Here is a 20,909-nt window from a genome sequence, read left to right as displayed (position 1 = left end):
AACAAGAAGGGGCCCCACGGGGCCCCTTTTTCATGCGCTGCGCCATCGGCAAGCCTGCTGAGGGGGCGCTGCCCCCTCGTCGCTGCGCGCCTCACCCCCGGCGTATTTTCCTAAGAGAAGAAGGACCTAGCGCGCGCCCCGTCCTTCTTCTCTTTTCAAATACGCATATCCCGCGCGTCACGCCACGCGGCGGCCGTGGCTCCAGACGCCGCGCAGGCAAGGCTGACCCTCGATCCGCCGCACCCGCACCACATCGGCCAGCAGCCCCGGCGCAAGGCTGCCCCGGTCATCGAGCCCCGAGGCGGCGGCGGGCGCCCGGCTGACCGTGGCAATCCCGCGCGGCAGGTCGTCCCAGAGATCGGCCAGCAGGAAGGCCGCGCCCATCAGCGCCGCCGGCACGTAATCCGACGAGACGATGTCCAGAAGGTCGCGCCGCGCCAGTTCCTCCGCTGCCACATTGCCCGAATGCGAGCCGCCGCGGATGAGGTTCGGCGCCCCCATCATCACCGCGATCCCCGCCTCTTTGCAGGCCCGTGCCGCCTCGACCGAGGTCGGGAACTCGGCCAGCCGCACGCCGTAGCCGCGGCTCACCTGCACATGCTCGGGCGTGGTGTCGTCATGGCTCGCCAGCACCGCGCCGAGGCGCCGCGCGGCCTCTACCGCGCCCGCCTCATGCGCCGCGCCAAGCTCGCTGCGCAGACGGGTGAGATTGTCCACATGCGCGTCGAAGTCATCGGTGCTGAGCCCATGTTTGCCGCACATGTAGTCGCGGTATTTCTCGATGTCGCGGAACTGCCGCTGGCCGGGCGTGTGATCCATCAGCGACAGGATGCCAACCCGGTCGGCGCCGCCGAACTCGGCCAGTTCCTCGAGCAGCGTTTCCGAGCAGGTCTCGGCCCGCAGATGCAGGAAATGGCTGATCTTGAGCATGTCGCGGCTGCGCGCCTCAAGCAGCTCTCCGGCCAGTGCACGGGCGTATTTGCCGTATTTCGACTTGGCGTCGGTGACCACCGAGCCAACACGCATGGCGTCGAACACCGTGGTGATGCCGACCGAGGCCAACTCGGCGTCATGCGCGAGGATCGCCGCCGCATGTGGCCAGTTCACCTTCGGGCGCGGCTGCATATGGCGCTCGAGATTGTCGGTGTGCAGCTCGATCAGACCCGGGATCAGCAGATCGCCGTCGCAGTCCGTCGCGCCCGCCACGGTGGTGCTGCCCGCATCGACAGCCTCGATGCGCCCGCCCTGCATCACCAGCGTGCCGGTGATCACCTCGTCTTCGAGCACGATCCGCGCGTTGCTCAGGATGGTTCGTGCCATGTCTCTACCTCTTATCGTTGGCGCTCTTTGCGCCGTCATGCATCTGTGACATGACGCTGTCATGAAGCGCGCCATGCAAAATTATTCCCGATACGCCGTCTATTACGCCCCGCGCCCGGGGCCGCTGGCCGAGTTTGCCGCCGCCTGGCTGGGGTGGGACCCGGCCAGCGGCGCTACCGTGCCGCATCCGCAGCTGCAGGGCCTGCCGCGCCCGGTCGCCGAGATCACCGAGAACCCGCGCAAATACGGGTTCCACGGCACGCTGAAGCCGCCCATGCGCCTCACCGGCTCGGTCGATGCGCTGCATGAGGACCTTTCGGCGCTGGCGGCGCGTCTTGGCCCCGTCACCCTGCCCGGCCTTGCGCTCACCCGCATCGGCAGCTTCCTCGCGCTGACCACCCTTGGCGAGGCGACGCCGCTGGCGCAGCTGGCCGCGGAGGTGGTCGAGGTGCTCGACCCGCACCGCGCCCCGCCCAGCGAGGCGGAACTGGAGCGCCGCCGCCGCGCGCGCCTGAGCCCGGCGCAAGAAGACAACCTCGCGCGCTGGGGCTACCCCTACGTGATGGCGGAGTTCAAATTCCACCTCACGCTCACCGGCAAGCTGGCCTTCGGCGAGGCCGAGCAGGTCGCCGACGCGCTGCAGCCGGTCCTGACGCCGCTGCTGCCGCAGCCTTTCAAAGTGCGCGATCTGTGCCTTTTCGGCGAGGCCGAGGACGGGCGGTTCCACCTGCTGCACCGCTACGCCCTCACCGGCTGAAGCAGCGCCTCGAGCCGGGCTGCGGCGATCTCCAGCGGCCCGGAATTGTCGATCTCATGCACCTTGAGCGCCTGCTGCAGTTCCGGCGGCAGCGGCAGCGCCGCCCGCGCCAGACGCGCCTCGATCTGCGCCGCGCTCTCGCGCCCACGGGCCGCCAGCCGTTCGGCCAGCACACTCGGCCGCGCGGTGACATGCAGCACCTCAAGCTCGGGCAGTAGGTCCGCCGCCTGCTCCAGCGCCCCGCGCGAGCCGTTGAACACCACCGGGCGGCCCGCCGCGCGCGGTGCCAGCTCGGACCAGCGGATGCCGTAGCGCAGATCATGCGCGCCCCAGTGCAGAGCGAAATCGCCCGCCTCCAGCATCCGCGCAAACTCCTCCTGCGTCACCGCAAGGCAGGGCTCGCCGCCGGCCTCAGGCGCGCGGGTGATCACCCGCTGCACCACATGCAGGCCGAGCACGCGCGGCGCCACCTCGGCCAGCAGGCTGTCCTTGCCCACCCCCGAGGGACCGACGAGGGCAAAGACCGGTGCCGTATGCTCCAGGCCGGTCATGCCGCCCGCGCCGGGGTGAAGCCGCTGACGTCGATCTCGCGATCGCAGACCCGCTCGCGCGCCTCGGCGTCGTGGAAAATCCCGATGATCGCCGCGCCGCGCGCCTTGGCCTCCTCGATCAGATCCAGCACCACCGCACGATTGGTGGCATCCAAAGACGCCGTGGGCTCATCGAGCAGCAGCGCCGGAAAGCCATGGGCAAAGCCGCGCGCGATATTGACCCGCTGCTGCTCGCCGCCCGAGAAGGTTGTCGGCGAGAGGCTCCAGAGCCGCTCGGGAATGTTGAGCCGCGCCAGCAGCTCCCGCGCGCGCGCCTCTCCCTCGGCAGCGCTGCCGCCCGCGGCCAGCACCGGCTCTGCCACCACCTCCAGCGTCGGCACCCGCGGCACCACGCGCAGGAACTGGCTGACATAGCCCAGCACTTCGCGGCGCAGCGTCAGGATCTCGCGCGGCTCGGCCCGCGCCACATCCACATCGCCCACCATAATGCACCCCGATCCGGCAAGATAGTTGCCGTAGATCATCCGCATCAGCGTGGATTTGCCCGCGCCGGAATTGCCCACCAGCGCCACGCATTCCCCCGGCGCCACGGAGAGCGACGCGCCCTCCATCACCGGGATCACCGCGCTGCCCTGATTGTGCAGCACAAAACTCTTCGACACGTCCGAGATCCGGATCATCGTTTCTGTCCTTCTTCTCTTTCCAAATACGCAGATCCCGCCCGCGCCACGGGCGCGGCGCGTCTCATACCTGCAGTACGCTCGACACCAGCAACTGGGTATAGCCGTGCTGCGGATCGTCCAGAACCTGATCGGTGAGCCCGGTCTCGACCACCTGCCCGCCCTTCATCACCATCAGCCGGTCGGCGAGCAGACGCACCACCGCCAGATCATGGGTGACGATCACCGCCGAGAGGCCCATCTCGCGCACCAGCCCGCGCAGGAGGTCCAAGAGCCGCGCCTGCACCGAGACATCAAGCCCGCCGGTGGGCTCGTCCATGAACACCAGCCGCGGGCCGGTGACGAGGTTGCGGGCGATCTGCAGGCGCTGCTGCATGCCGCCCGAGAAGGCGCGCGGCCGGTCGTCGACGCGATCCTCGGTGATCTCCACCCGGCCCAGCCAGTCGATCGCCTGCGCCCGGATATCGGCGTAGTTGCGCGCGCCCACGGCCATCAGCCGTTCGCCGACGTTGCCGCCCGCCGAGACGCCCATGCGCAGACCGTCGCGGGCGTTCTGATGCACGAAGGCCCAATCGGTACGCGCCAGCATCCGCCGCTCGGGCTCGGACATGGTGAGCACGTCGCGCGGGCCGTTCGCGCGGGTGTCGAAGACCACCTTGCCCGCATCCGGTGCCAGCTGTCCCGACAGGCACGACAGCAGCGTCGACTTGCCAGAGCCGCTCTCGCCGACGATGCCCATGACCTCGCCGGGCCAAAGGTCGAAACTCACGTCGCCGCAGCCGAGCCGCGCGCCGTAGTGCTTGGTAACGCCCTGAACAGACAGCAGCGGGGTCATGCGGGTTCCTCCTGCGGAGACAGCGCGCCACGATGGCCTTGGGCCTGCCGCGAGGCGCAGAAATCGGTGTCGGAGCAGACGAACATGCGCCCGCCCGCGTCGTCGGTGATCACCTCGTCGAGGTAGCTGGTGCCGCAGCCGCAGAGGTCGCAGGCGTGGTCGGCCTTGCTGGCCTCGAACGGGTGGTCCTCGAAATCGAGGCTCACGACCTTCGTATAGGGCGGCAGCGCGTAGATGCGCTGCTCGCGGCCCGCGCCAAAGAGCTGGATCGCCGCGCTTTCGAGCTTGGGGTTGTCGAACTTGGGAATTGGCGAGGGGTCCATCACGTAGCGCCCTTCGACCTTCACCGGATAGGCATAGGCCGTCGAGATCGCGCCGTTGTGGGCGATGTCCTCGTAGAGTTTGACGTGCATCAGCCCGTATTCTTCGAGCGCATGCATCTTGCGGGTCTCGGTCTCGCGCGGCTCCAGAAAGCGCAGCGGTTCGGGGATCGGCACCTGATAGACGAGGATCTGCCCCTCCTCGAGCGGCTGCTCGGGGATGCGGTGGCGGGTCTGGATCACGCTCGCCTCGGCGGTGTGTTCGGTGGTCTCCACCTCTGCGGTGCGCTCAAAGAATTTGCGGATCGAAACGGCATTGGTAGTGTCATCCGCGCCCTGGTCGATGACCTTCAGCCGGTCTTCGGGGGTGAGGCAAGCCGCCGTCACCTGCACGCCCCCCGTCCCCCAACCATAGGGCATCGGCATCTCGCGGCTGGCAAAGGGCACCTGATAGCCCGGCACTGCCAGCGCTTTCAGCAGCGCGCGGCGGATCATCCGCTTGGTCTGCTCGTCGAGATAGGCAAAATTATAGGCCTGATCGGTCATGCCTCTTCTTCCTCGCCAAAGAGATAGACCTCGCCCCAGACGATCTCGTCGCCCAGTTCGGGATCGGTGAACGCTTCCAGCAGCGCCGCGTCGGGCGCGCCATCCTCGTCGAGCGGCAGATCGAGCGGGCCGGAGATCAGCTTTACGTCCTCGATCACCCCCGCCACGCCGCCGCATTCGGCGATATGTTCGGCGATCTGCACCTCGACCTCTGCCGGGGATCCCGCCGAGAGGCAGATGAACAGCACCGCCAGCGAGCTTTCGTCATCGCCGTCCTCGAAGAAGGGCGAGACGCTGTCGGGCATGCGGATCACCTCGACCAGCGCGCAGTACCAATCCTGCCCCTTCGGCAGCGCGGGCAGTTTCGCCCCGTGATAACCCTTGCTCATTCCGCAGCCTCCTTGACCGTTGCAGCGCCCATCGCCTCGGCGCGCATCTTGCGCACCAGTTCCAGCTCGGACTGGAAGTCGACGTAGTGCGGCAGCTTGATATGTTCGAGAAAGCCTGTCGCCTGAATATTGTCGGAATGGGCCAGAACAAACTCCTCGTCCTGCGCCGGAGCGCCGAGGTTTTCCTCGCCCAGTTCCTCCCAGCGCAGCGCCCGGTCGACCAGCGCCATCGAGATCGCCTTACGCTCTGTCTGGCCGAAGACCAGCCCATAGCCGCGGGTGAATTGCGCCGGCTCGGTCTTGGACCCGGCGAACTGGTTGACCGTCTCGCATTCGGTGAGGGTCAGCTCGCCGATGCAGACCGAGAAGCCAAGCTCGGGCACCTCCATCTCGACCTCCACCGCGCCGATGCGCAGCTCGCCGACGAACGGGTGGTTGCGGCCATAGCCGCGCTGGGTGGAATAGGCCATGCCGAGCACGAAGCCTTCGTCGCCGCGGGTCAGCGCCTGCAGGCGCAGTGGGCGGTCCGCGGGGTATTCCATCGGCGCGCGGGTCATATCCGGCGGCGTATCTTCTGAGCGAACTTCGTCCTGTATCAGTCCGTCTTTGTTTAGAAATTCCGTCACGCGTGGTGTCACCTCGCGGCGAGGTTCCGCCACGCGGGCCCGCGGCGGCTCGCCCTCGGCCTCCAGCGCGAAATCGAGCAGCCGGTGGGTGTAGTCGAAGGTCGGCCCCAGCACCTGTCCGCCCGGCACGTCCTTGAAGGTCGCGCTGATGCGGCGGTCGCAGCGCATCTCGGTGGTGTTCACCGGTGCGGAATGTCCGAGCCGCGGCAGCGTGGTACGGTAGGCCCGGACAAGGAAGATCGCCTCGATCAGATCGCCCCGCGCCTGTTTGATCGCCAGTGCCGCAAGGTCGGGATCATAGAGCGAGCCCTCGGCCATCACCCGGTTCACCGCCAGCGCCATCTGCTCGCGGATCTGCGGGATGCTCAGTTCGGGCACCGCCACATCGCCGCGCCGTTCCTCGGCCAGCCACTCATGCGCGGCGTCGATCGCCCGCTCGCCGCCTTTCACAGCAACATACATCAGAGCGTCTCCACTTTGGTGGTCCGCGGCAGCGCCGCCAGCTTGTCAGACGAGGTGAAGAAGCAATCCCAACCCAAGGGGAGAAGGAGGTTATTCCGCTCAAACGCCGTCACTTCCGGAAGCGAAAGCCTTGCCGATGTCTCGATGCCCGGCCCGGTCAGCCGCATGCCGTCGGCGCGCAAATCCGCGCATTCGACGATCAGAGTGACCGAGCGGTCGGGGTATTCGGCACTGCCGATCCGGTAGCGGTCGAGCGGCTGCAGCGCGTTCCATGCCCCGAGCGCGAACATCGCCTCTTCGGCGGGCACCAGCGGCGCGCCGGTGTGGAAGGCGATCCAGCCCTTCAGCGCCTCGCTGTCGCAGCCCGGCGCAAGATAAAGCGGCGTTTCGCGGTCGCAGAGGGTCAGCAGCAGCACCGCCGCGGCGGTGGAGAGGCCCGGCGCCTCGGCGCCCGAGACCTGCGCGATCCGGCCCGGTCGCGCCATGGCGTCGAGCGCTGCGCGGAAGGCGCGCGCCGCTTCGACCGGGGCGTCGGCAAATCCGCCTGTCAGAACATCAGCCTGCATCATTCGCCCCGCACCATGGTAAAGAAATCCACCTTCGTTGCCGCGGCCTTTGCCGCGCGCGCGTCCCGCCGCGCCGCTTCCTCGGTCGCCAGCGGCGTCAGGACCTGCGCCTGCATTTCGTCTGCGCGCGGCCCCTGCATCAGCGCATCCACCAGCGCGGCGCGCTCGGCATGGCTCCGGTCACGGCCCTGCACATGCGCATGGCCCACCTCGCCGCTGCCCAGCCGCAGCGCGCAGCGCGTCACCGTCATCTCGCCCATGTTGAACGGTGCGCCGGTGCCGCCCATGCGGCCCCGCACCATCACGCCGCCTGTCTCGGGCACGCGCAGCCAGTCGAAGCGGGGCAGCGCCGCCCCTTCCATCAGGGCCGCCAGCCGCTCCGCCGGGGCCCGCGCCAGCAGGCCCATCCAGCCCCGCCGCGCCTCGGTTTCCTGTTCGGGAGTTTTCATCTGGACATCTTTCCGATTTGTCTAGATAACTATACAACTAGACAAGTGATAGCTCCATCGCCCCGAGTCGGGCAAGAGGGCATCCCATGAAGTTTCGGTGACAGAGGTCCGCTCATGCCCCGCTCCCCCGTCTGGCAAACCATCGCCACCACGCTTGAAGACGAGATCGCCCGCGGCCATTACCGCGCCGGAGACAAGCTGCCGACCGAGGCGGAACTTGCCACCCGCTTTGCGGTGAACCGCCACACCGTGCGCCATGCGCTTTCGGCGCTGGCCGAGCGTGGGCTCACCCATTCGCGGCGCGGTGCCGGGGTCTTTGTGCGGGCGGCCCCGCTCGACTATCCAATCGGTGGGCACACGCGGTTCAGCCAGAACGTCCGCGCCTCGGGCCGCCTGCCCGACCGCCGCACGCTGCGCATGGAAATCCGTCCCGCGGATGCCGCCGAGGCCGAGGCCCTGCAGCTTGCCACGGGCGCGCCGGTGCTGGTGCATGAGGGCATTTCGCTGGCGGGCGGCGCGCCAGTGGCGCATTTCATCTCTTATTTCCCGATCACCCGCCTGCCCGGCCTCGATGCGACGCTGCGCGAGACCCGCTCGGTCACCGAGGCGCTGCGCCGCCACGGCATCGCCGATTACACCCGCGCCAGCACCCGCCTCACCGCCGAGGCCGCCTCGGCCACGCAGGCCCGTCATCTCAACCTGCGCGAGGGCGAGCCGCTGCTGCGCTCGGTGGCGCTGAACCTCGGCCCGGACGGGATACCGGTGGAACAGGGGCACACGTGGTTCGCCGGCGATCGCGTGGCGCTCACCGTCAGCCACGAAGAAACCGCCGCCCCGCGCAGCACCGATGCGGCCCCACGTCACGCCGGTGACACAGACATTAGGTAGGTCTTGCCAAAACCCCAGAGCAGGCACGGCGGGTAATTTGCATGACGACCTTTCTTCCCCCCTTGCGCCTCACCGGCGCAACTCTTCTCCGAGACGGCCGGATGCAGCGCCGATCTCTGGTCGTCGAGGACGGTCTGATCACCAAGGGCCCGCTGCCAGAGGTCGATCTGAGCGGATATCTCATCCTTCCCGGCATCATCGACCTGCATGGCGACACGTTCGAGCGCCATATCGCGCCGCGCCCCAGCGCCACTTTTCCGATCGACGCCGCGCTGCGCTCGACCGACCGCGAGGCGGCGAGCCATGGCATCACCACCGCATGGCTGGCGCAATGCTGGAGCTGGGAAGGCGGCATGCGGGGGCCGGACTTCGCCGAAGAGATGATGGCCGCCATCGCCGCCTACCGCCCCCGCGCCCATACCGACCTGCGCCTGCAGATCCGCTGCGAGACGCATATGCCAGACACCCGCGCGCGTCTGATCGCCGCCGTGCTGCGCCATGGGGTGGATTATGTGGTGTTCAACGATCACCTGCCCGAGGCGCTGGAGGTGGCCGAGCGCGAGCCGATGAAGCTGGCACATTGGGCGGCCCACGCCGGAAGCAGCCCCGAGGAGTTCCACGCCAAGCTGCGCGCCGCCCGTGCCGCCTCGCGCGAGGTGCCGCGCCATCTCTGCGCGCTGGCCGAGCTTTTCGACGCCCATGACATCCGCTACGGCAGCCATGACGACCCCGACGGCGAGACCCGCGAATACTACCGGCTGATCGGCGCGCGCATCGCCGAGTTCCCGACCACCGTCAGCGCCGCCAAACTGGCCCGCGCCTGCAATGATCCTGTGCTCATGGGCGCGCCCAATGTGGTGCGCGGCGGCAGCCAGTCGGGCAATGTCTCGGCCCGCCATCTGATCGCCGAGGGGCTGTGCGACGCGCTGGTGTCGGACTATCACTACCCCTGTCTTGCCGAGGCCGCTTGGACGCTGGTGGACAAGGGCCTCAAAACCCTGCCCGAGGCTTGGGCGATGATCTCCACCGTGCCTGCCGAGATCATGGGGCTGTCGGATCGCGGCACGCTCGATCATGGCAAACGCGCGGATTTTGTCGTGGTAGACGTCCGCAGCCGCGCCATCGAGGCCACGGTCAGCGGCGGGCGGCTCACCTATCTCGCGGGTGAGGCCGGAGCACGGCTGGTCTCTGCGCTGCCGGGGCGGCGGCTCGCTGCGGAGTGACCGAGGGCCTCATGTAAGCGCTCCTTGGACGGCGGCCTGCGCAGCATTAAGCCATTTAGGCATTAAGCCATTCTTCAACTCTCCTGCCGTAAGACCACTGGGACCCATCGGCCCCAGAAGGGGCACCGCGCGCCTAGCACAGGAGCCCCTCCCAATGCGTCTCAAACTGCGTCTTTCACAGCACCGCCGCCCGGATGATCCCGCTTCTGCAGGCGTCACGTCCCGTCGCCACGCGCCCGGCCTTGCTTCGCTATTCCGCCGCGCCCTGCTCTGCGCCGCACCGCTGCTGGCGTTCGGCCTCATCGCCGGTGCGGCTCTGGCAGAGGGGCGGATCAGCATCATCGTCAACGACCCCGAGAACCCCTATTGGGCCGCCGAGGGCGAGGTTGCCAAAGCCACCGCGGCCGAACTTGGCTACCGCGCCATCGTCTCTGCACATGGCGGCGACACCACGGTCGAGACCGCGCATGTGGACAGCGCCATTGCCGCCAATGTGGACGCCATCATCCTCGACCCGGCGGATGCCTCCGGCACCATCGCCGCGGTGGAACGCGCCGTTGCCGCCGGGGTGCCGGTTTTCGTGGTGAACTCCGGCCTCGCGCGCAAGGGGCTGGCGGTGGCGCAGCTTCTGTCGAACAACGCTCAGGGGGCCGAAATGGGTGCGCAGCGCTGGCTCCGATCCATGGGCGAAAAGGGCAGCTATCTCGAATTGCTCGGTGCCGCCTCCGACCCCAATGCCAGCATCCGCTCCGATGGCTATGCCGCGGTGCTCGGCCAGTATGAGGCTCTCACCCGCGCCGGCATGGCCACCGCCAATTGGAACCGCACGCAGGGCTACGAACGAACACGCGGCCTGATCGCCGAGCACCCCGAAATCACCGGCATCATCGCGGGCAATGACGAAATGGCCCTTGGCGCGATTGCCGCGCTGAAAGAGGCCGGGCTTCTGGACCGGGTCACCGTCGGCGGCTTCGACGGCTCGCCCGACGCGGTTGCCGCGGTGCAATCGGGAGAGCTGGCCTACACGGTGCTGCAGCCGGTCGCCATCTTTGCCGAAGACGCGGTGCATCAGGCGGATCACTACATCCGCACCGGCACCCCGCGCGAGCCGCAGGAAGTACAGCTATTCGATTGCCTGCTCATCGATCGCGCCAATGCGGCCAAGATGTCGGCCCCCTTCGTCATGGGGCAGTGACCCTAGCCTCTTGCATGAAGTCCCGGCGGCACGGCCGATCTTAGGCGCTTCTTCAGGCTTTCATGATTGAACTCACCACAGCGGCCGCCTTGCACCGCCACTACCGCCAGCAGCCACAGGAGCTTGCCCATGGCCCTTTTGCGCAACCTCTCGGTCGCCCTCAAACTTCCGGCCCTGATGATCGCCATCGCCATCGGCTGTCTCGGCATGGCGGGGGCCATCGCCTATAAGGTGTCGCATGCGCAGTTGATCCAAGAGGTGTCGTTCCGCCTCGGCATGCTTGCCGAAACACGCGCGACGATGATCGAGGATTGGTTTCACGAGACCCGAAGCGAACTGGGGGAAAAGGCCGCCGAGCCGCTGGTGATCGACGCGGCCACCGCGTTTCTGAGCACCTATAAAACGCTCGGCGATGACGCCAATGCCCACCTGAGGCGCGCCTACATAGACGATAACCCCAACCCCGCCGATGCCCGCGCCGACCTCGAAGAGGCTGCAGACAACACCGCCTATTCCCTGTTTCACAAGAAGTTCCACGCCGAGTTGCGCGCGCAGGTCGAGGCTTTGGGCCTGCGCGACCTGATGATCGTCTCCGCTGCTGGGGATGTGATTTACTCGGTCCAGAAACAAGAGGATTTCGCCAGCAATATCGCGGAGGATGCGGGCGGGCTGGGCACCGCGCTAAGCGCTGCACTGGCGCCTGACGCCACATTCGGTTTCGGCGATTTCGCTCCAGCCGAGGCGGGCGCGCGCGCCTATCTCGCGGCTCCGCTGCACAACGAATGGGGCGATACGATCGCCGCCCTCGTCTTTGAGGTGGACGATCAGGCGCTGACCCATCTGACGACCATGGAAACGGGCCGCACGCCAACCACTGAACTCGAACTTCTGGCCGGTGATCACACCCGTCGCAGTCACCTCGGGCTTGGCGGTGTGCAAAGCGCCATCGGCACCCAAGGCACCGCCAATCCCGCCTTCGATGCCGCCCTTGAGGGCCAGCGCGGCGTCGTAGACATCACCCTGAGCGACGGGCGCAGCTACACCGCGGCCTATCAGCCCCTCAATATCGCGGGCCGCAACTGGGCCCTGATCGCCGCCGAACCCGCAGAGGTTATCGCCGCCGGTCCGCGCGCCCTGCTCGAGCGGCTGCTGCATGGCACGGCCATCGCGCTGATCGCGGCCCTTGCGCTTGCATGGCTCGCCGCGCGCAATCTCGCCCGTCCGCTGGCGCGGATCGCCAACGCCATGGGCCAAGTCGCGGCGGGCGATTACGAAAGCGAAATCCCCGCGCAACGCCGCCGTGACGAGATCGGGCGCATTGCCCGCACGCTCGAGGCCTTGCGCCGCGATCTCCGCCAATCCCGCGATGACCTTAAGGACGGCGCGACCACGCGCGCTGCGATGCAGAGCGCCCAGAGCGATGTGGTCGAGACCCTGCAGAACGCGCTCGCCAGACTGGCCGAGGGCGACCTCGGCGCCTCGATCGCCCAAGAGTTCCCCGAAGATTACGAGCGGCTCAGAACCGATTTCAACCGCGCCACCGACCGGCTGCAGCAGGCCATGCTGGACGTGACGCAAAGCGCCGGGGCGATCAACGACGATGTCGATCACATCGCGCAGGCCTCCGAAGACCTCGGACAGCGCACAGAGCGGCAGGCCGCCACGGTCGAGGAGACCGCCGCCGCGCTCGATCAACTGACCGCCTCTGTCACGGAAGCCGCGAAAAACGCCGCCGAGGTTGACGGCATCGTCGGCAAGGCCCGCGAAGATGCGCAGGTCAGCGGCGAAGTCGTGCGCCAAACCATCGAGGCAATTGGCGTGATTGAGGCCTCATTTCAGCAGATTTCCAACAACATCAAAGTGATCGACGACATCGCCTTCCAGACGAACCTGCTCGCGCTAAATGCCGGCGTCGAAGCCGCGCGCGCCGGCGATGCGGGGCTGGGCTTCGCCGTGGTCGCCTCCGAAGTGCGGCTTCTGGCGCAGCGGTCCTCGGAAGCCGCGCGCGAGATCAACACGCTGATCACCAGCTCCTCCGAGCACGTCCAGACCGGTGTGCGGCTGGTCGGGCGCACGGGCGGCGCGCTCAAGGAGATCATTGCCTCGATCCGGATCATTGCCGAACGAGTGACGGCCATCGCGGACTCCGCGCGTGAGCAGTCGACCGGCCTGTCGGAACTTAACAGCGCCGTGGGCGAGCTCGACATGACCACGCAGAAGAACGCGGCGATGTTCGAACAGACCTCCGCCGCCAGCAGCGAATTGCGGCGCACGGCGCAAGGGCTGCGGCAAAATATCGAACGCTTCAAATTGCGCGGCGAGGCCGGCGGGTGGGCAAGCGAAGAGGCTGATTGGACCGGCGAGGCGGAACCGCATTCGCCGGAGCTAACAGATGCACCGGGTCTGCGGGCAGGATGAGACAGCCCGTCCCCCAGAGCCGCCGCGCACAATGCGAATACGCTGTGGCGCAGGCATCGAAATTGCCGAGGATTGGCCCTTTCAATCCGGCTACCCAGGCACCGCGCCGCGGTGGCCAAAGGACCCGGCCGCGCGCGCTGCCCGCCCGCTCAGTTCGCGCCTTCATATTTTTCCAGAAATGCCTCGGCGGGCAGTTGCCGGAAATCCTCAAGCCGGGCGCGCAGCACCTCATGCGGCCAGTCCCACCATGCCAGCGCCATCATCCGCTCGGCGACCTTCGGCGCGTAGCGCGCGCGCAGCGGCTGCGCGGGCACGCCCGCGACGATCGTGTAGGGCGCCACATCCTTGGTCACCACCGCCGAAGAGGCGACGACCGCGCCATGGCCCACCGTCACCTCGGGCCGCACCACTGCCCCATGACCGATCCATGTGTCATGGCCGATATGGGCGCGGCGGGCGTGGCGGGCCTCGAAGAAGGCTTCGTCCCGCCCCGCATTGCCCCAATAGTCGCCGGAACGATAGAGAAAGTGGTGCAGCGAGGCGTTCTGCATCGGGTGATCCGTCGGCCCGATGCGGCTGAAGCTGGCGATATTGGCGAACTTGTCCACCGTGCAATTGGCGATATCCGCATAACGGTCGCAGTAGGAATAATCGCCCATCTGCACGTGGTTCAGCCGCGAGCCGCGCCCGATCTCCACATAGGCGCCAAACTCACTCGCGGTGATCTCGCAATCGGGGTGGATGAAGGGCTCAAGCCCGAGACGGGCCATTCAGAGCCCCTTGATCAGCTTGCGGCGCAGCCAGCCCGAAGCGCTGTCCATCGCCATGACCATCAGCACCACGAGGATGATGTAATAGCTCACCTCTTCCCAATCCTTCTGGGTGATCATCGCCTGCGTCAGCAAAAGCCCGATGCCGCCGCCGGTGATCGCGCCGATGATGGTGGCCGAGCGGGTGTTCGACTCCAGATAGTAGAGGATTTGGCTGATCAGCACCGGAACGATCTGCGGGATCACCCCGAAACGGTAGCGTTGCAGTGGCTTGGCGCCGGTCGAAGCGACGCCTTCCATCTGCTTGCCGTCGACATTTTCCAGCGCCTCCGAGAAGAGCTTGCCGAAGCTGCCGGTGTCGGTCAGCAGGATCGCCAGCGCTCCGGTCATCGGCCCGGGCCCAAAGGCGCGGCTGAGCACGATGGTCCAGATCAGCCCATCCACCCCGCGCAGGAAATCGAACACCCGGCGCATGGCAAAGCGCACCGCCGCCAGCGGCGCAAAGTTCTTGGCCGACAGGAAAGCCAGCGGCAGCGCCACGATCGCCGCCCCCATGGTGCCCAGAAAGGCCATCAGGATCGTCTCGAACAGCGCCCAAGCCACATCGGCGTGGCGCCACATATCATTGCCCCAGAAATCCTGCCACGCACCGGCGAGATTGCCGCGTGCCGGGTCGATCTGCGCACCAAAGAGGATCTCTGGCAGACCATGCCCGTGATAGGGGCTGTCGAGGGTGAAGAAGAACAGCTCCCAGCCCGGGAAATAGCGGAAAAGCTCGGTTTTCGAACGGGTCAGCGCCACCCGCGCGCCATCGGCGGTGACCTGCAGGCGCGAGGACGAGGCGGAAACCCAGTCGGGCAGCCCTTCCTCGGGAAGGTTGCTCACCAATGTGCGCCCTTCGAGATGCGCTTCGATCAGACCATAGCCCGGCACCTCCCAGCGGAAGCCATTTCCCGGCAGCAGGATCACCTCCTGCCCGTCCTTGAGCATCACGCGCGTGCTGCCATCGGGCTGCGGGACCACCCAGTCGGGCCCCTTGCCTTCGGGGTATTCGCCCTTGCGCTCGCCCTCGATCGCCACCGCGACGCCGCCGCTGCGGTTGTCGCGCGTGACATGAGTCTTGTAGCTCCAGATGTCCGACAGCAGCGTGCGGGCGTTGTCCCAGCGCGCGCGCTCCGACAGGCCGGCGATGTCAAAGGCGAAGAAAATATAGGTGAGATAGGCCAGCACCACCAAGGGCAGGCCGAAGGAGACCAGCCGCTTGCGGGTGAACTGCCGGTCGGCGGAGGCGTAGAGCGCGGCGTCGGCCATCTCAGTGGCCTCCTTTCTTGGACGAAATCATGGCGTTGCGCACATGGCTCGACAGTTGGTCAAAGACGACGATGGTCGCGAACAGCAGGATGAAAATGGCGGCGGCCTCGTCGAAACGCCCCTGCCCCCAGGCCATGGCGTTGCGCAGCTCGTAGCCGATGCCGCCTGCGCCGACGAAACCGAGAATGGCCGAGGCGCGAATGTTGATCTCGAAGCGCAAAAGCGCGTAGCTGAAGTAATTCGGCGCCACCTGCGGCACCACGCCCAGCCACATGCGCTGCAGCCAGCTTGCGCCCACCGACGAGAGCCCTTCAACGGGCTTGAGGTCGGCGTTCTCATTGACCTCGGAGAAGAGCTTGCCAAGCGCCCCGGCGGTGTGCAGCGCGATGGCGATCATCGCGGGCACCGGCCCGCCGCCCAGCACGAAAATCAGCACCAGCGCGACGACGATCTCGGGCACCGCGCGCAGGATATCCATGACGCGACGGCAGACCGGGATCAGTCGCGGCCAGCGCGCCAGCCCGCGGGTCGAGAGCAGCGACAGGATCATCGCCGCCGCGGCCCCGATCAGCGTCGAGCAGGCGGCAATGTTGATCGTCTCCACCAGCGCCGGGAAATATTCGACAAGGTGCCCCGGCAGCCGGTCGAGTTTGGGCAGCGTGTCGCGCAGGACGTCGGCGGGAAAGTCAAAGATTTGCGGCAGCCCGTCCCAGAAGCCGCCCGCGTTGCGGCTGTCGGCCAGCGTGAAGCCCGAGATCATCAGCAGCGCGAAGATCGCAAGCGTCAGCCCGCCGTAAAGGCGCTTGCGGGCCATCAGCGCGAGGTAATTGGCGCGCGGATCATGGGGGGCGTCGGGGAACTGGGTCATGCGGCGGTCCTGCGGCTGGCCCGCGCCTGGCCCGGCCTCGCCCCGTCTGGGGCGGCACAGTCGGGCGGCAGCGGTCCGGGAAACGTAAAGGGACCCCGCGCATCGGCGGGGCCCCTCAGGTGGTCTGCGATCAGTTGATCTTCGAGCGGCGGGCCGCGACGATCGACTCATACTCTTTGTGGGTCACCGGGATGAAATCCTTGGCATCGCCCGCCGCCACGCCGTAGGCGCAATCGGGGTCTTCTTCCCAGAGGTTGGCGGTCAGCTCGGTGACGCTGTCCTTGACCGACTGCGGCAGCGCCTTGCGCATCACGAAGGGGCCTTCGGGGATCACGTTCGACTGCCAGATCTGCACCAGATCGTTCATGTCGACGAGGCCCGCGTCCACCGCCTTGCGCAGCGCGCCCGAGTTGTAGCCGTCTTCCCAGTTGCCCTGACCGTCGGCCCAGGTCACGCCCGCGTCAACGTCGCCGTTGTTGACCGCGACGATGGTCTGCTCGTGGCCACCGGTGAAGACGACATCCTTGAAGTAATCGCCCGGCTCCATCGAGTAGCCCGCGTCGGCGATCTCGATCGAGGGGATCAGGTAGCCCGAGGTCGAGTTCGGATCACCGAAGCCAAATTCCTTGCCCTTCAGGTCGTCGAGCGAGGTCACGCCGCTGTCGGCGCGGGCAAAGCCGATCGAATAGTAGCCGATGGAGCCGTCAGCGTTCTGCTTGACCAGAACCGGCTCGACCGCTTCGGGGTCGGCGATATAGGTGCCGGCGTAGGAGGAGGCGCCCATCCATGCCGCGTCGATGGTGCCGCCCAGCAGGCCCTGCATCACGCCGTTGTAGTCGGCGGGGGTGAAGATCTTCACCTCGACGCCAAGCGCCGCGGCGATTTTCTCGGCGTAGCACTGGTTCGAGGCCAGACGGTCCTGGGCGTTCTCGCCGCCGAGGATGCCGAGACGGAACTCGGAGATTTCCTGCGCTTGGGCTGCGCCCACGAGCACGGTGCTGGCCAGAGCGGCTGCGATCAGTTTCTTCATCTTCTGTCCCTCATATAAGGAATTGGACCCGTCCCGATGGGCCCCTGGTGATCAGACCGCGACTTCCGCAGCCCGGATTTCCGCCGCGACCACCGGGTCGCGGATTTCGGTGGAGGTGGCGTTTTCCGAAAAATCGGCGCCAGCGCCGTAGATGTCGCGCGCGACCCCGGTGGTCAGCTGCGCCGGGGTGCCGTCAAAGACGATCCGCCCGTCGCGCATGCCGATGACCCGGTCGCAATAGCGCCGCGCCGTATCCAGCGTGTGCAGGTTGGCGATCACCATGCGGCCGTCTTCCTCGTGGATGCGGCGCAGGCTGTCCATAACCAGCTGGGCGTTCATCGGGTCGAGCGAGGCAATGGGCTCGTCGGCAAGGATCACCTTGGGGTCCTGCATCAGGGCGCGCGCAATGGCGACGCGCTGCTGCTGACCACCCGAAAGCGCCTCGGCGCGTTTGGCGGCATGGGCGGCGATGCCGAGCCGCTCGAGAATGTCGATGGCGCGGTGCACGTCCTCGCGCGGGTAGAGGTTGAACATGGTCGACAGCGTGCTGCGCCGCGCCAGCGTGCCGTGCAGCACGTTCGACACCACATCCATGCGCGGCACGAGGTTGAACTGCTGGAAGATCATCGCGCAGTCCGACTGCCACAGGCGCTTTTCCCCGCCCTTGAGTTGCAGCACGTCGCGGCCCTCGAACAGCAGACGCCCCTCGGTCGCATCGGTCAGCCGGTTCATCATCCGCAGGAAGGTCGATTTGCCCGCGCCCGAGCGCCCGATGATGCCGATCATCATCGGCCGGTCGACGGTAAAGCTCGCGTTGTCCACAGCGGTGTTCGCGCCGAAGCGCTTCGTCAAATTCTCGACGGTGAGCATGGTTCCCCCAGACTGTCCGGAGCGATGTCTGGCCCGGCACCGTATCGAGGCTGTGACGCTTCGGACTCAGTTCCGTGTCGGTTCCGTGAAGCTTTCTTGACGCCGCGCATCTGGCGGCAATGCCGGAAGTTCCACGCCTGATTGCGCCGCACAGCGCCCCAGCCACGCCGCAGCCTCGCCGCAGCCACGTCGCCATACGCGGAGCAGCTATGCGGCGCGCGGCATTGCCCTGTGGCAGCAACAATGGTCTATGTCCGTACTAAAGCCCGCCCGAGACTGGACCGCACACGTGCCCATAAGCCTACCGAAGACCCCTGCGTCCCCTCCGAGCCTGACCGACCGTCTGATCGGCGCCCTGCTGATCCTGATCACCTGTCTGCTCATCCTCAAGGAATGGCATCTCGCCTCCTCCGGGCTCGACTACGCGCTGGTTCCCGCCGTGACGCTGGTGGTGGCGCTGCTGGCGACGCAGGTCGCGCCGGGACGGCAGTTCTTCGTGGCGCTCGCCATCGTGCTCAGCCTCGCGCTGGTCTGGCGTGTCGAGGGCTGGCAGCCGGTGCTGCTGAACGCCTTCCACTCCGCCGGGTTCATCGCCGCCTTCTTTGCCGCGCTTGCCACGCTGCGCAGCGCGGCGCAGCAGGCCAGTTCGATCCGTGCGGCGGGCAATTTCCTCGCGCTGCAGCCGCCGGGGCGGCGCTATCTGGCGCTCACGCTTGGCGGGCAGGCCTTCGCCTTGCTGCTCAACTACGGGGCCATCGCGCTGCTCGGCAGCCTCGCCACCGCCGCGGCGGCGGATGAGCCCGACGAGGAAATCCGCACCCATCGCACCCGCCGCATGCTGCTGGCGATCCAGCGCGGTTTCGTCGCCTCGCTGCCGTGGTCGCCCATGTCCTTTTCCATCGCGATCACCACCGCGCTGATCCCGGGCACCAGCTGGGGCTCTGTGGTGCTGCCCGCAATCGGCACCTCGGCGCTGATCACCCTGACCGGCTGGGCGCTCGACACGATCTTCAAACCGAAGCTGTCGCATCCGCCCGCGCCCCGCGCAGCGCCCGAGGGCAGCTGGGCGCTGATGGCACCGCTGCTGATCCTGCTGGGTCTGCTGGTGGTCTCGGTGCTGATCCTGCAAAGCCTCACCGGCCTGCGCATCATCGCGCTGGTGCTGCTGGTGGTGCCCTGCATGGCCGCCGCATGGGCACTGCTGCAAAAGCGCGAGGGCAATCCGCCGCTGCGCGAGCGCGCCCGCACCTTCGCCTTCACCGAACTGCCCGCCTATCGCGGCGAGGTGACGCTGCTGATGATGGCCGGTTTCATCGGCACCGTCGGCGCGCCGCTGCTCGCGCCGCTGGTCAAGGCCTCGGGGTTTCATCCCGAAGACCTGCCGCCCGCGCTGGTGCTGGTCAGCTTCGTCTGGATCATCCCGCTGCTTGGCCAGCTTGGCATGAACCCCATTCTCGCCGTGACGCTGATCGCGCCGCTGGTGCCCGCCGCCTCCGAGCTTGGCGTCGCGCCCGAGGCCATCGTGGTGTCGATCACCGCGGGCTGGGCCTTGGGGGGCATCAGTTCGCCCTTCACCGCCACCACGCTGCTGGTGGGACGTTTCGGCAACGTCAGCGCCCGCCACGTCGGTCTGCGCTGGAACGGCAGCTATATGATCTGCATGCTGCTTCTGCTGTCGGCATGGGTGCTTGCCCTCGGCTATCTCATTCTCTGACCTCCAACTCGCGAAAGTTCCGCCATGAGCCTTGCCCAGACCCCGCCCATCTTTGACGGCCACAACGATCTGCTGCTGCGCCTGCTGCGCGGGGCCGTCAGCGCCAGCGACGTGGTCGGCGGGCTGAGCAGCGGCCATATCGACCTGCCGCGCGCGCGCTCGGGCGGGTTCGGCGGCGGCTTTTTCGCGGTCTTCGTGCCCAGCCCCTCGAAGTCGGGCGACGACATGGACGCGATGGCGCAGCCGCAATACGACCTGCCGCTGCCCGAGATGATCCCCCATGCCGAGGCGCTGGAGACCACGTGGAAGGGGGTCGAGGCCTTCGAGGCGCTGGCCGAGGCGGGCGCCATCACCCCCTGCACCACCGCCGCCGAGATCGAGGTCGCGCTGACCGGCCCCAAGATGGCCGCTGTGCTGCATATCGAGGGCGCCGAAGCGATCGGCCCGGACCTGAGCGAACTGCACGAGCTGCACGCCCGTGGGCTGCGCTCGCTCGGCCCGGTCTGGTCGCGCCCGACGATCTTTGGCAACGGCGTGCCCTTCCGCTTCCCCTCGACGCCGGATACCGGCGACGGGCTGACCGAGGCGGGCAAGCGGCTGGTCAAGGAATGCAATGATCTCAAGATCATGATCGATCTGTCGCATCTCAACGAAAAGGGCGTCGACGATGTGGCCGCGCTGACCGATGCGCCGCTGGTCGCCACCCATTCCAACGCCTATGCGATCACCCCGCACGCGCGCAACCTCACCGACCGCCAGCTTGCGATGATCGCCGAGAGCAACGGTATGGTCGGCGTCAACTTCGCCTCGGCCTTCCTGCGCCCCGACGGGCGGATGGATCCCTCGTGCAGCCTCGACGTGGTGCTGCGCCACTTCGACCATCTGATCGAGAAACTGGGCGAGGACGGCGTCGGCTTCGGCTCGGATTTCGACGGTGCAACGGTGCCCGAGGGCATCACCGACATCGCCGGTCTGCCCAATCTGCGCGCCGCCATGACCGCCCATGGCTTCGACGCCGCGCTGATGGACAAGCTCTGCTCCGGCAACTGGCTGCGCGTGCTGCGCAAAACCTGGGGCGCATAACGCCCGCCCCTTCGTCTAGACGCAAATATCCCGGGGGT

General features: G+C 67.3%; 21 protein-coding genes. 7 read left to right on the top strand and 14 right to left on the bottom strand.

The window, feature by feature from the left end:
• Positions 1–177: 177 nt before the first annotated feature.
• Positions 178–1,320: an alpha-D-ribose 1-methylphosphonate 5-triphosphate diphosphatase gene (locus G0A00_RS00650; RefSeq protein ID WP_164178993.1), complete on the bottom strand. Its 1,143-nt coding sequence runs from the start codon at positions 1,318–1,320 to the stop codon at positions 178–180.
• 73 nt (positions 1,321–1,393) lie between these two features.
• On the opposite strand from G0A00_RS00650, the gene G0A00_RS00645 reads away from it, so the two are divergent.
• The gene (locus G0A00_RS00645) at positions 1,394–2,077 is read left to right on the top strand and encodes a DUF1045 domain-containing protein (protein WP_235952889.1); all 684 of its coding nucleotides are present in this window, start codon (positions 1,394–1,396) and stop codon (positions 2,075–2,077) included.
• On the opposite strand, the gene G0A00_RS00640 is transcribed toward G0A00_RS00645, so the two are convergent.
• The 8 genes from G0A00_RS00640 to phnG all read right to left on the bottom strand — a co-directional run bounded on the left by G0A00_RS00640 (position 2,059) and on the right by phnG (position 7,501).
• A complete protein-coding gene (locus tag G0A00_RS00640) occupies positions 2,059–2,628 on the bottom strand; it encodes an AAA family ATPase (RefSeq protein ID WP_164178991.1) in 570 nt (189 codons plus the stop codon). The genes G0A00_RS00645 and G0A00_RS00640 overlap by 19 nt on opposite strands.
• Entirely contained in the window at positions 2,625–3,308 is a 684-nt protein-coding gene (gene phnL / locus G0A00_RS00635) for a phosphonate C-P lyase system protein PhnL (RefSeq protein WP_164178990.1), read from the bottom strand. Before phnL ends, G0A00_RS00640 begins: the two co-directional genes overlap by 4 nt.
• A 64-nt stretch (positions 3,309–3,372) precedes the next feature.
• Positions 3,373–4,143, bottom strand: a complete 771-nt coding sequence (phnK, locus tag G0A00_RS00630) for a phosphonate C-P lyase system protein PhnK (protein ID WP_066101087.1) — start codon at positions 4,141–4,143, stop codon at positions 3,373–3,375.
• On the bottom strand, positions 4,140–5,009 hold the full coding sequence (locus G0A00_RS00625) for an alpha-D-ribose 1-methylphosphonate 5-phosphate C-P-lyase PhnJ (protein WP_164178989.1): 870 nt from the start codon (positions 5,007–5,009) through the stop codon (positions 4,140–4,142). Before G0A00_RS00625 ends, phnK begins: the two co-directional genes overlap by 4 nt.
• Positions 5,006–5,398, bottom strand: coding sequence for a hypothetical protein (locus tag G0A00_RS00620; RefSeq protein WP_164178988.1), 393 nt, complete (start codon positions 5,396–5,398; stop codon positions 5,006–5,008). The genes G0A00_RS00625 and G0A00_RS00620 overlap by 4 nt, the downstream gene beginning before the upstream one ends.
• Positions 5,395–6,486, bottom strand: a complete 1,092-nt coding sequence (locus G0A00_RS00615) for a carbon-phosphorus lyase complex subunit PhnI (protein WP_164178987.1) — start codon at positions 6,484–6,486, stop codon at positions 5,395–5,397. Before G0A00_RS00615 ends, G0A00_RS00620 begins: the two co-directional genes overlap by 4 nt.
• Complete coding sequence (phnH, locus tag G0A00_RS00610) at positions 6,486–7,052, bottom strand: phosphonate C-P lyase system protein PhnH (RefSeq protein WP_164179131.1); 567 nt, start codon at positions 7,050–7,052, stop codon at positions 6,486–6,488. Before phnH ends, G0A00_RS00615 begins: the two co-directional genes overlap by 1 nt.
• Positions 7,052–7,501 carry a phosphonate C-P lyase system protein PhnG gene (gene phnG / locus G0A00_RS00605; RefSeq protein WP_164178986.1) on the bottom strand — a complete coding sequence of 150 codons (450 nt, stop codon included), beginning with the start codon at positions 7,499–7,501 and terminating at the stop codon, positions 7,052–7,054. Before phnG ends, phnH begins: the two co-directional genes overlap by 1 nt.
• A 114-nt stretch (positions 7,502–7,615) precedes the next feature.
• On the opposite strand from phnG, the gene phnF reads away from it, so the two are divergent.
• The 4 genes from phnF (at position 7,616) to G0A00_RS00585 (ending at position 13,225) form a co-directional block, all read left to right on the top strand.
• A complete protein-coding gene (gene phnF, locus G0A00_RS00600; RefSeq protein WP_164178985.1) occupies positions 7,616–8,389 on the top strand; it encodes a phosphonate metabolism transcriptional regulator PhnF in 774 nt (257 codons plus the stop codon).
• Between the two features lie 41 nt (positions 8,390–8,430).
• On the top strand, positions 8,431–9,612 hold the full coding sequence (locus G0A00_RS00595) for an alpha-D-ribose 1-methylphosphonate 5-triphosphate diphosphatase (protein WP_164178984.1): 1,182 nt from the start codon (positions 8,431–8,433) through the stop codon (positions 9,610–9,612).
• Between the two features lie 154 nt (positions 9,613–9,766).
• Entirely contained in the window at positions 9,767–10,807 is a 1,041-nt protein-coding gene (locus G0A00_RS00590) for a D-ribose ABC transporter substrate-binding protein (RefSeq protein ID WP_164178983.1), read from the top strand.
• Positions 10,808–10,936: 129 nt separating this feature from the next.
• The gene (locus G0A00_RS00585; protein WP_164178982.1) at positions 10,937–13,225 is read left to right on the top strand and encodes a methyl-accepting chemotaxis protein; all 2,289 of its coding nucleotides are present in this window, start codon (positions 10,937–10,939) and stop codon (positions 13,223–13,225) included.
• A gap of 149 nt (positions 13,226–13,374) precedes the next feature.
• Here the strand turns inward: G0A00_RS00585 and G0A00_RS00580 are convergent, their stop codons facing one another.
• The 5 genes from G0A00_RS00580 to phnC form a co-directional block, all read right to left on the bottom strand.
• On the bottom strand, positions 13,375–13,995 hold the full coding sequence (locus G0A00_RS00580) for a chloramphenicol acetyltransferase (protein ID WP_164178981.1): 621 nt from the start codon (positions 13,993–13,995) through the stop codon (positions 13,375–13,377).
• Positions 13,996–15,306, bottom strand: a complete 1,311-nt coding sequence (gene phnE, locus G0A00_RS00575) for a phosphonate ABC transporter, permease protein PhnE (RefSeq protein ID WP_164178980.1) — start codon at positions 15,304–15,306, stop codon at positions 13,996–13,998.
• A gap of 1 nt (position 15,307) precedes the next feature.
• Positions 15,308–16,174, bottom strand: coding sequence for a phosphonate ABC transporter, permease protein PhnE (gene phnE, locus G0A00_RS00570; protein WP_235952887.1), 867 nt, complete (start codon positions 16,172–16,174; stop codon positions 15,308–15,310).
• 130 nt (positions 16,175–16,304) lie between these two features.
• Positions 16,305–17,204: a phosphonate ABC transporter substrate-binding protein gene (phnD, locus tag G0A00_RS00565; protein WP_164178979.1), complete on the bottom strand. Its 900-nt coding sequence runs from the start codon at positions 17,202–17,204 to the stop codon at positions 16,305–16,307.
• A gap of 51 nt (positions 17,205–17,255) precedes the next feature.
• Positions 17,256–18,074, bottom strand: coding sequence for a phosphonate ABC transporter ATP-binding protein (gene phnC, locus G0A00_RS00560; protein WP_164178978.1), 819 nt, complete (start codon positions 18,072–18,074; stop codon positions 17,256–17,258).
• A 289-nt stretch (positions 18,075–18,363) separates the two neighbouring features.
• Between phnC and G0A00_RS00555 the strand changes: the two genes are divergently transcribed.
• A complete protein-coding gene (locus tag G0A00_RS00555) occupies positions 18,364–19,788 on the top strand; it encodes a hypothetical protein (RefSeq protein WP_368667646.1) in 1,425 nt (474 codons plus the stop codon).
• A 24-nt stretch (positions 19,789–19,812) separates the two neighbouring features.
• Entirely contained in the window at positions 19,813–20,871 is a 1,059-nt protein-coding gene (locus G0A00_RS00550) for a dipeptidase (RefSeq protein ID WP_164178977.1), read from the top strand.
• The last annotated feature ends 38 nt before the right edge of the window (positions 20,872–20,909 follow it).

This window comes from Salipiger sp. PrR002 (genome assembly GCF_010500775.1).
In the GTDB taxonomy this organism is placed as follows: domain Bacteria; phylum Pseudomonadota; class Alphaproteobacteria; order Rhodobacterales; family Rhodobacteraceae; genus Salipiger.
This window is presented reverse-complemented; position numbering and strand designations above follow the sequence as displayed.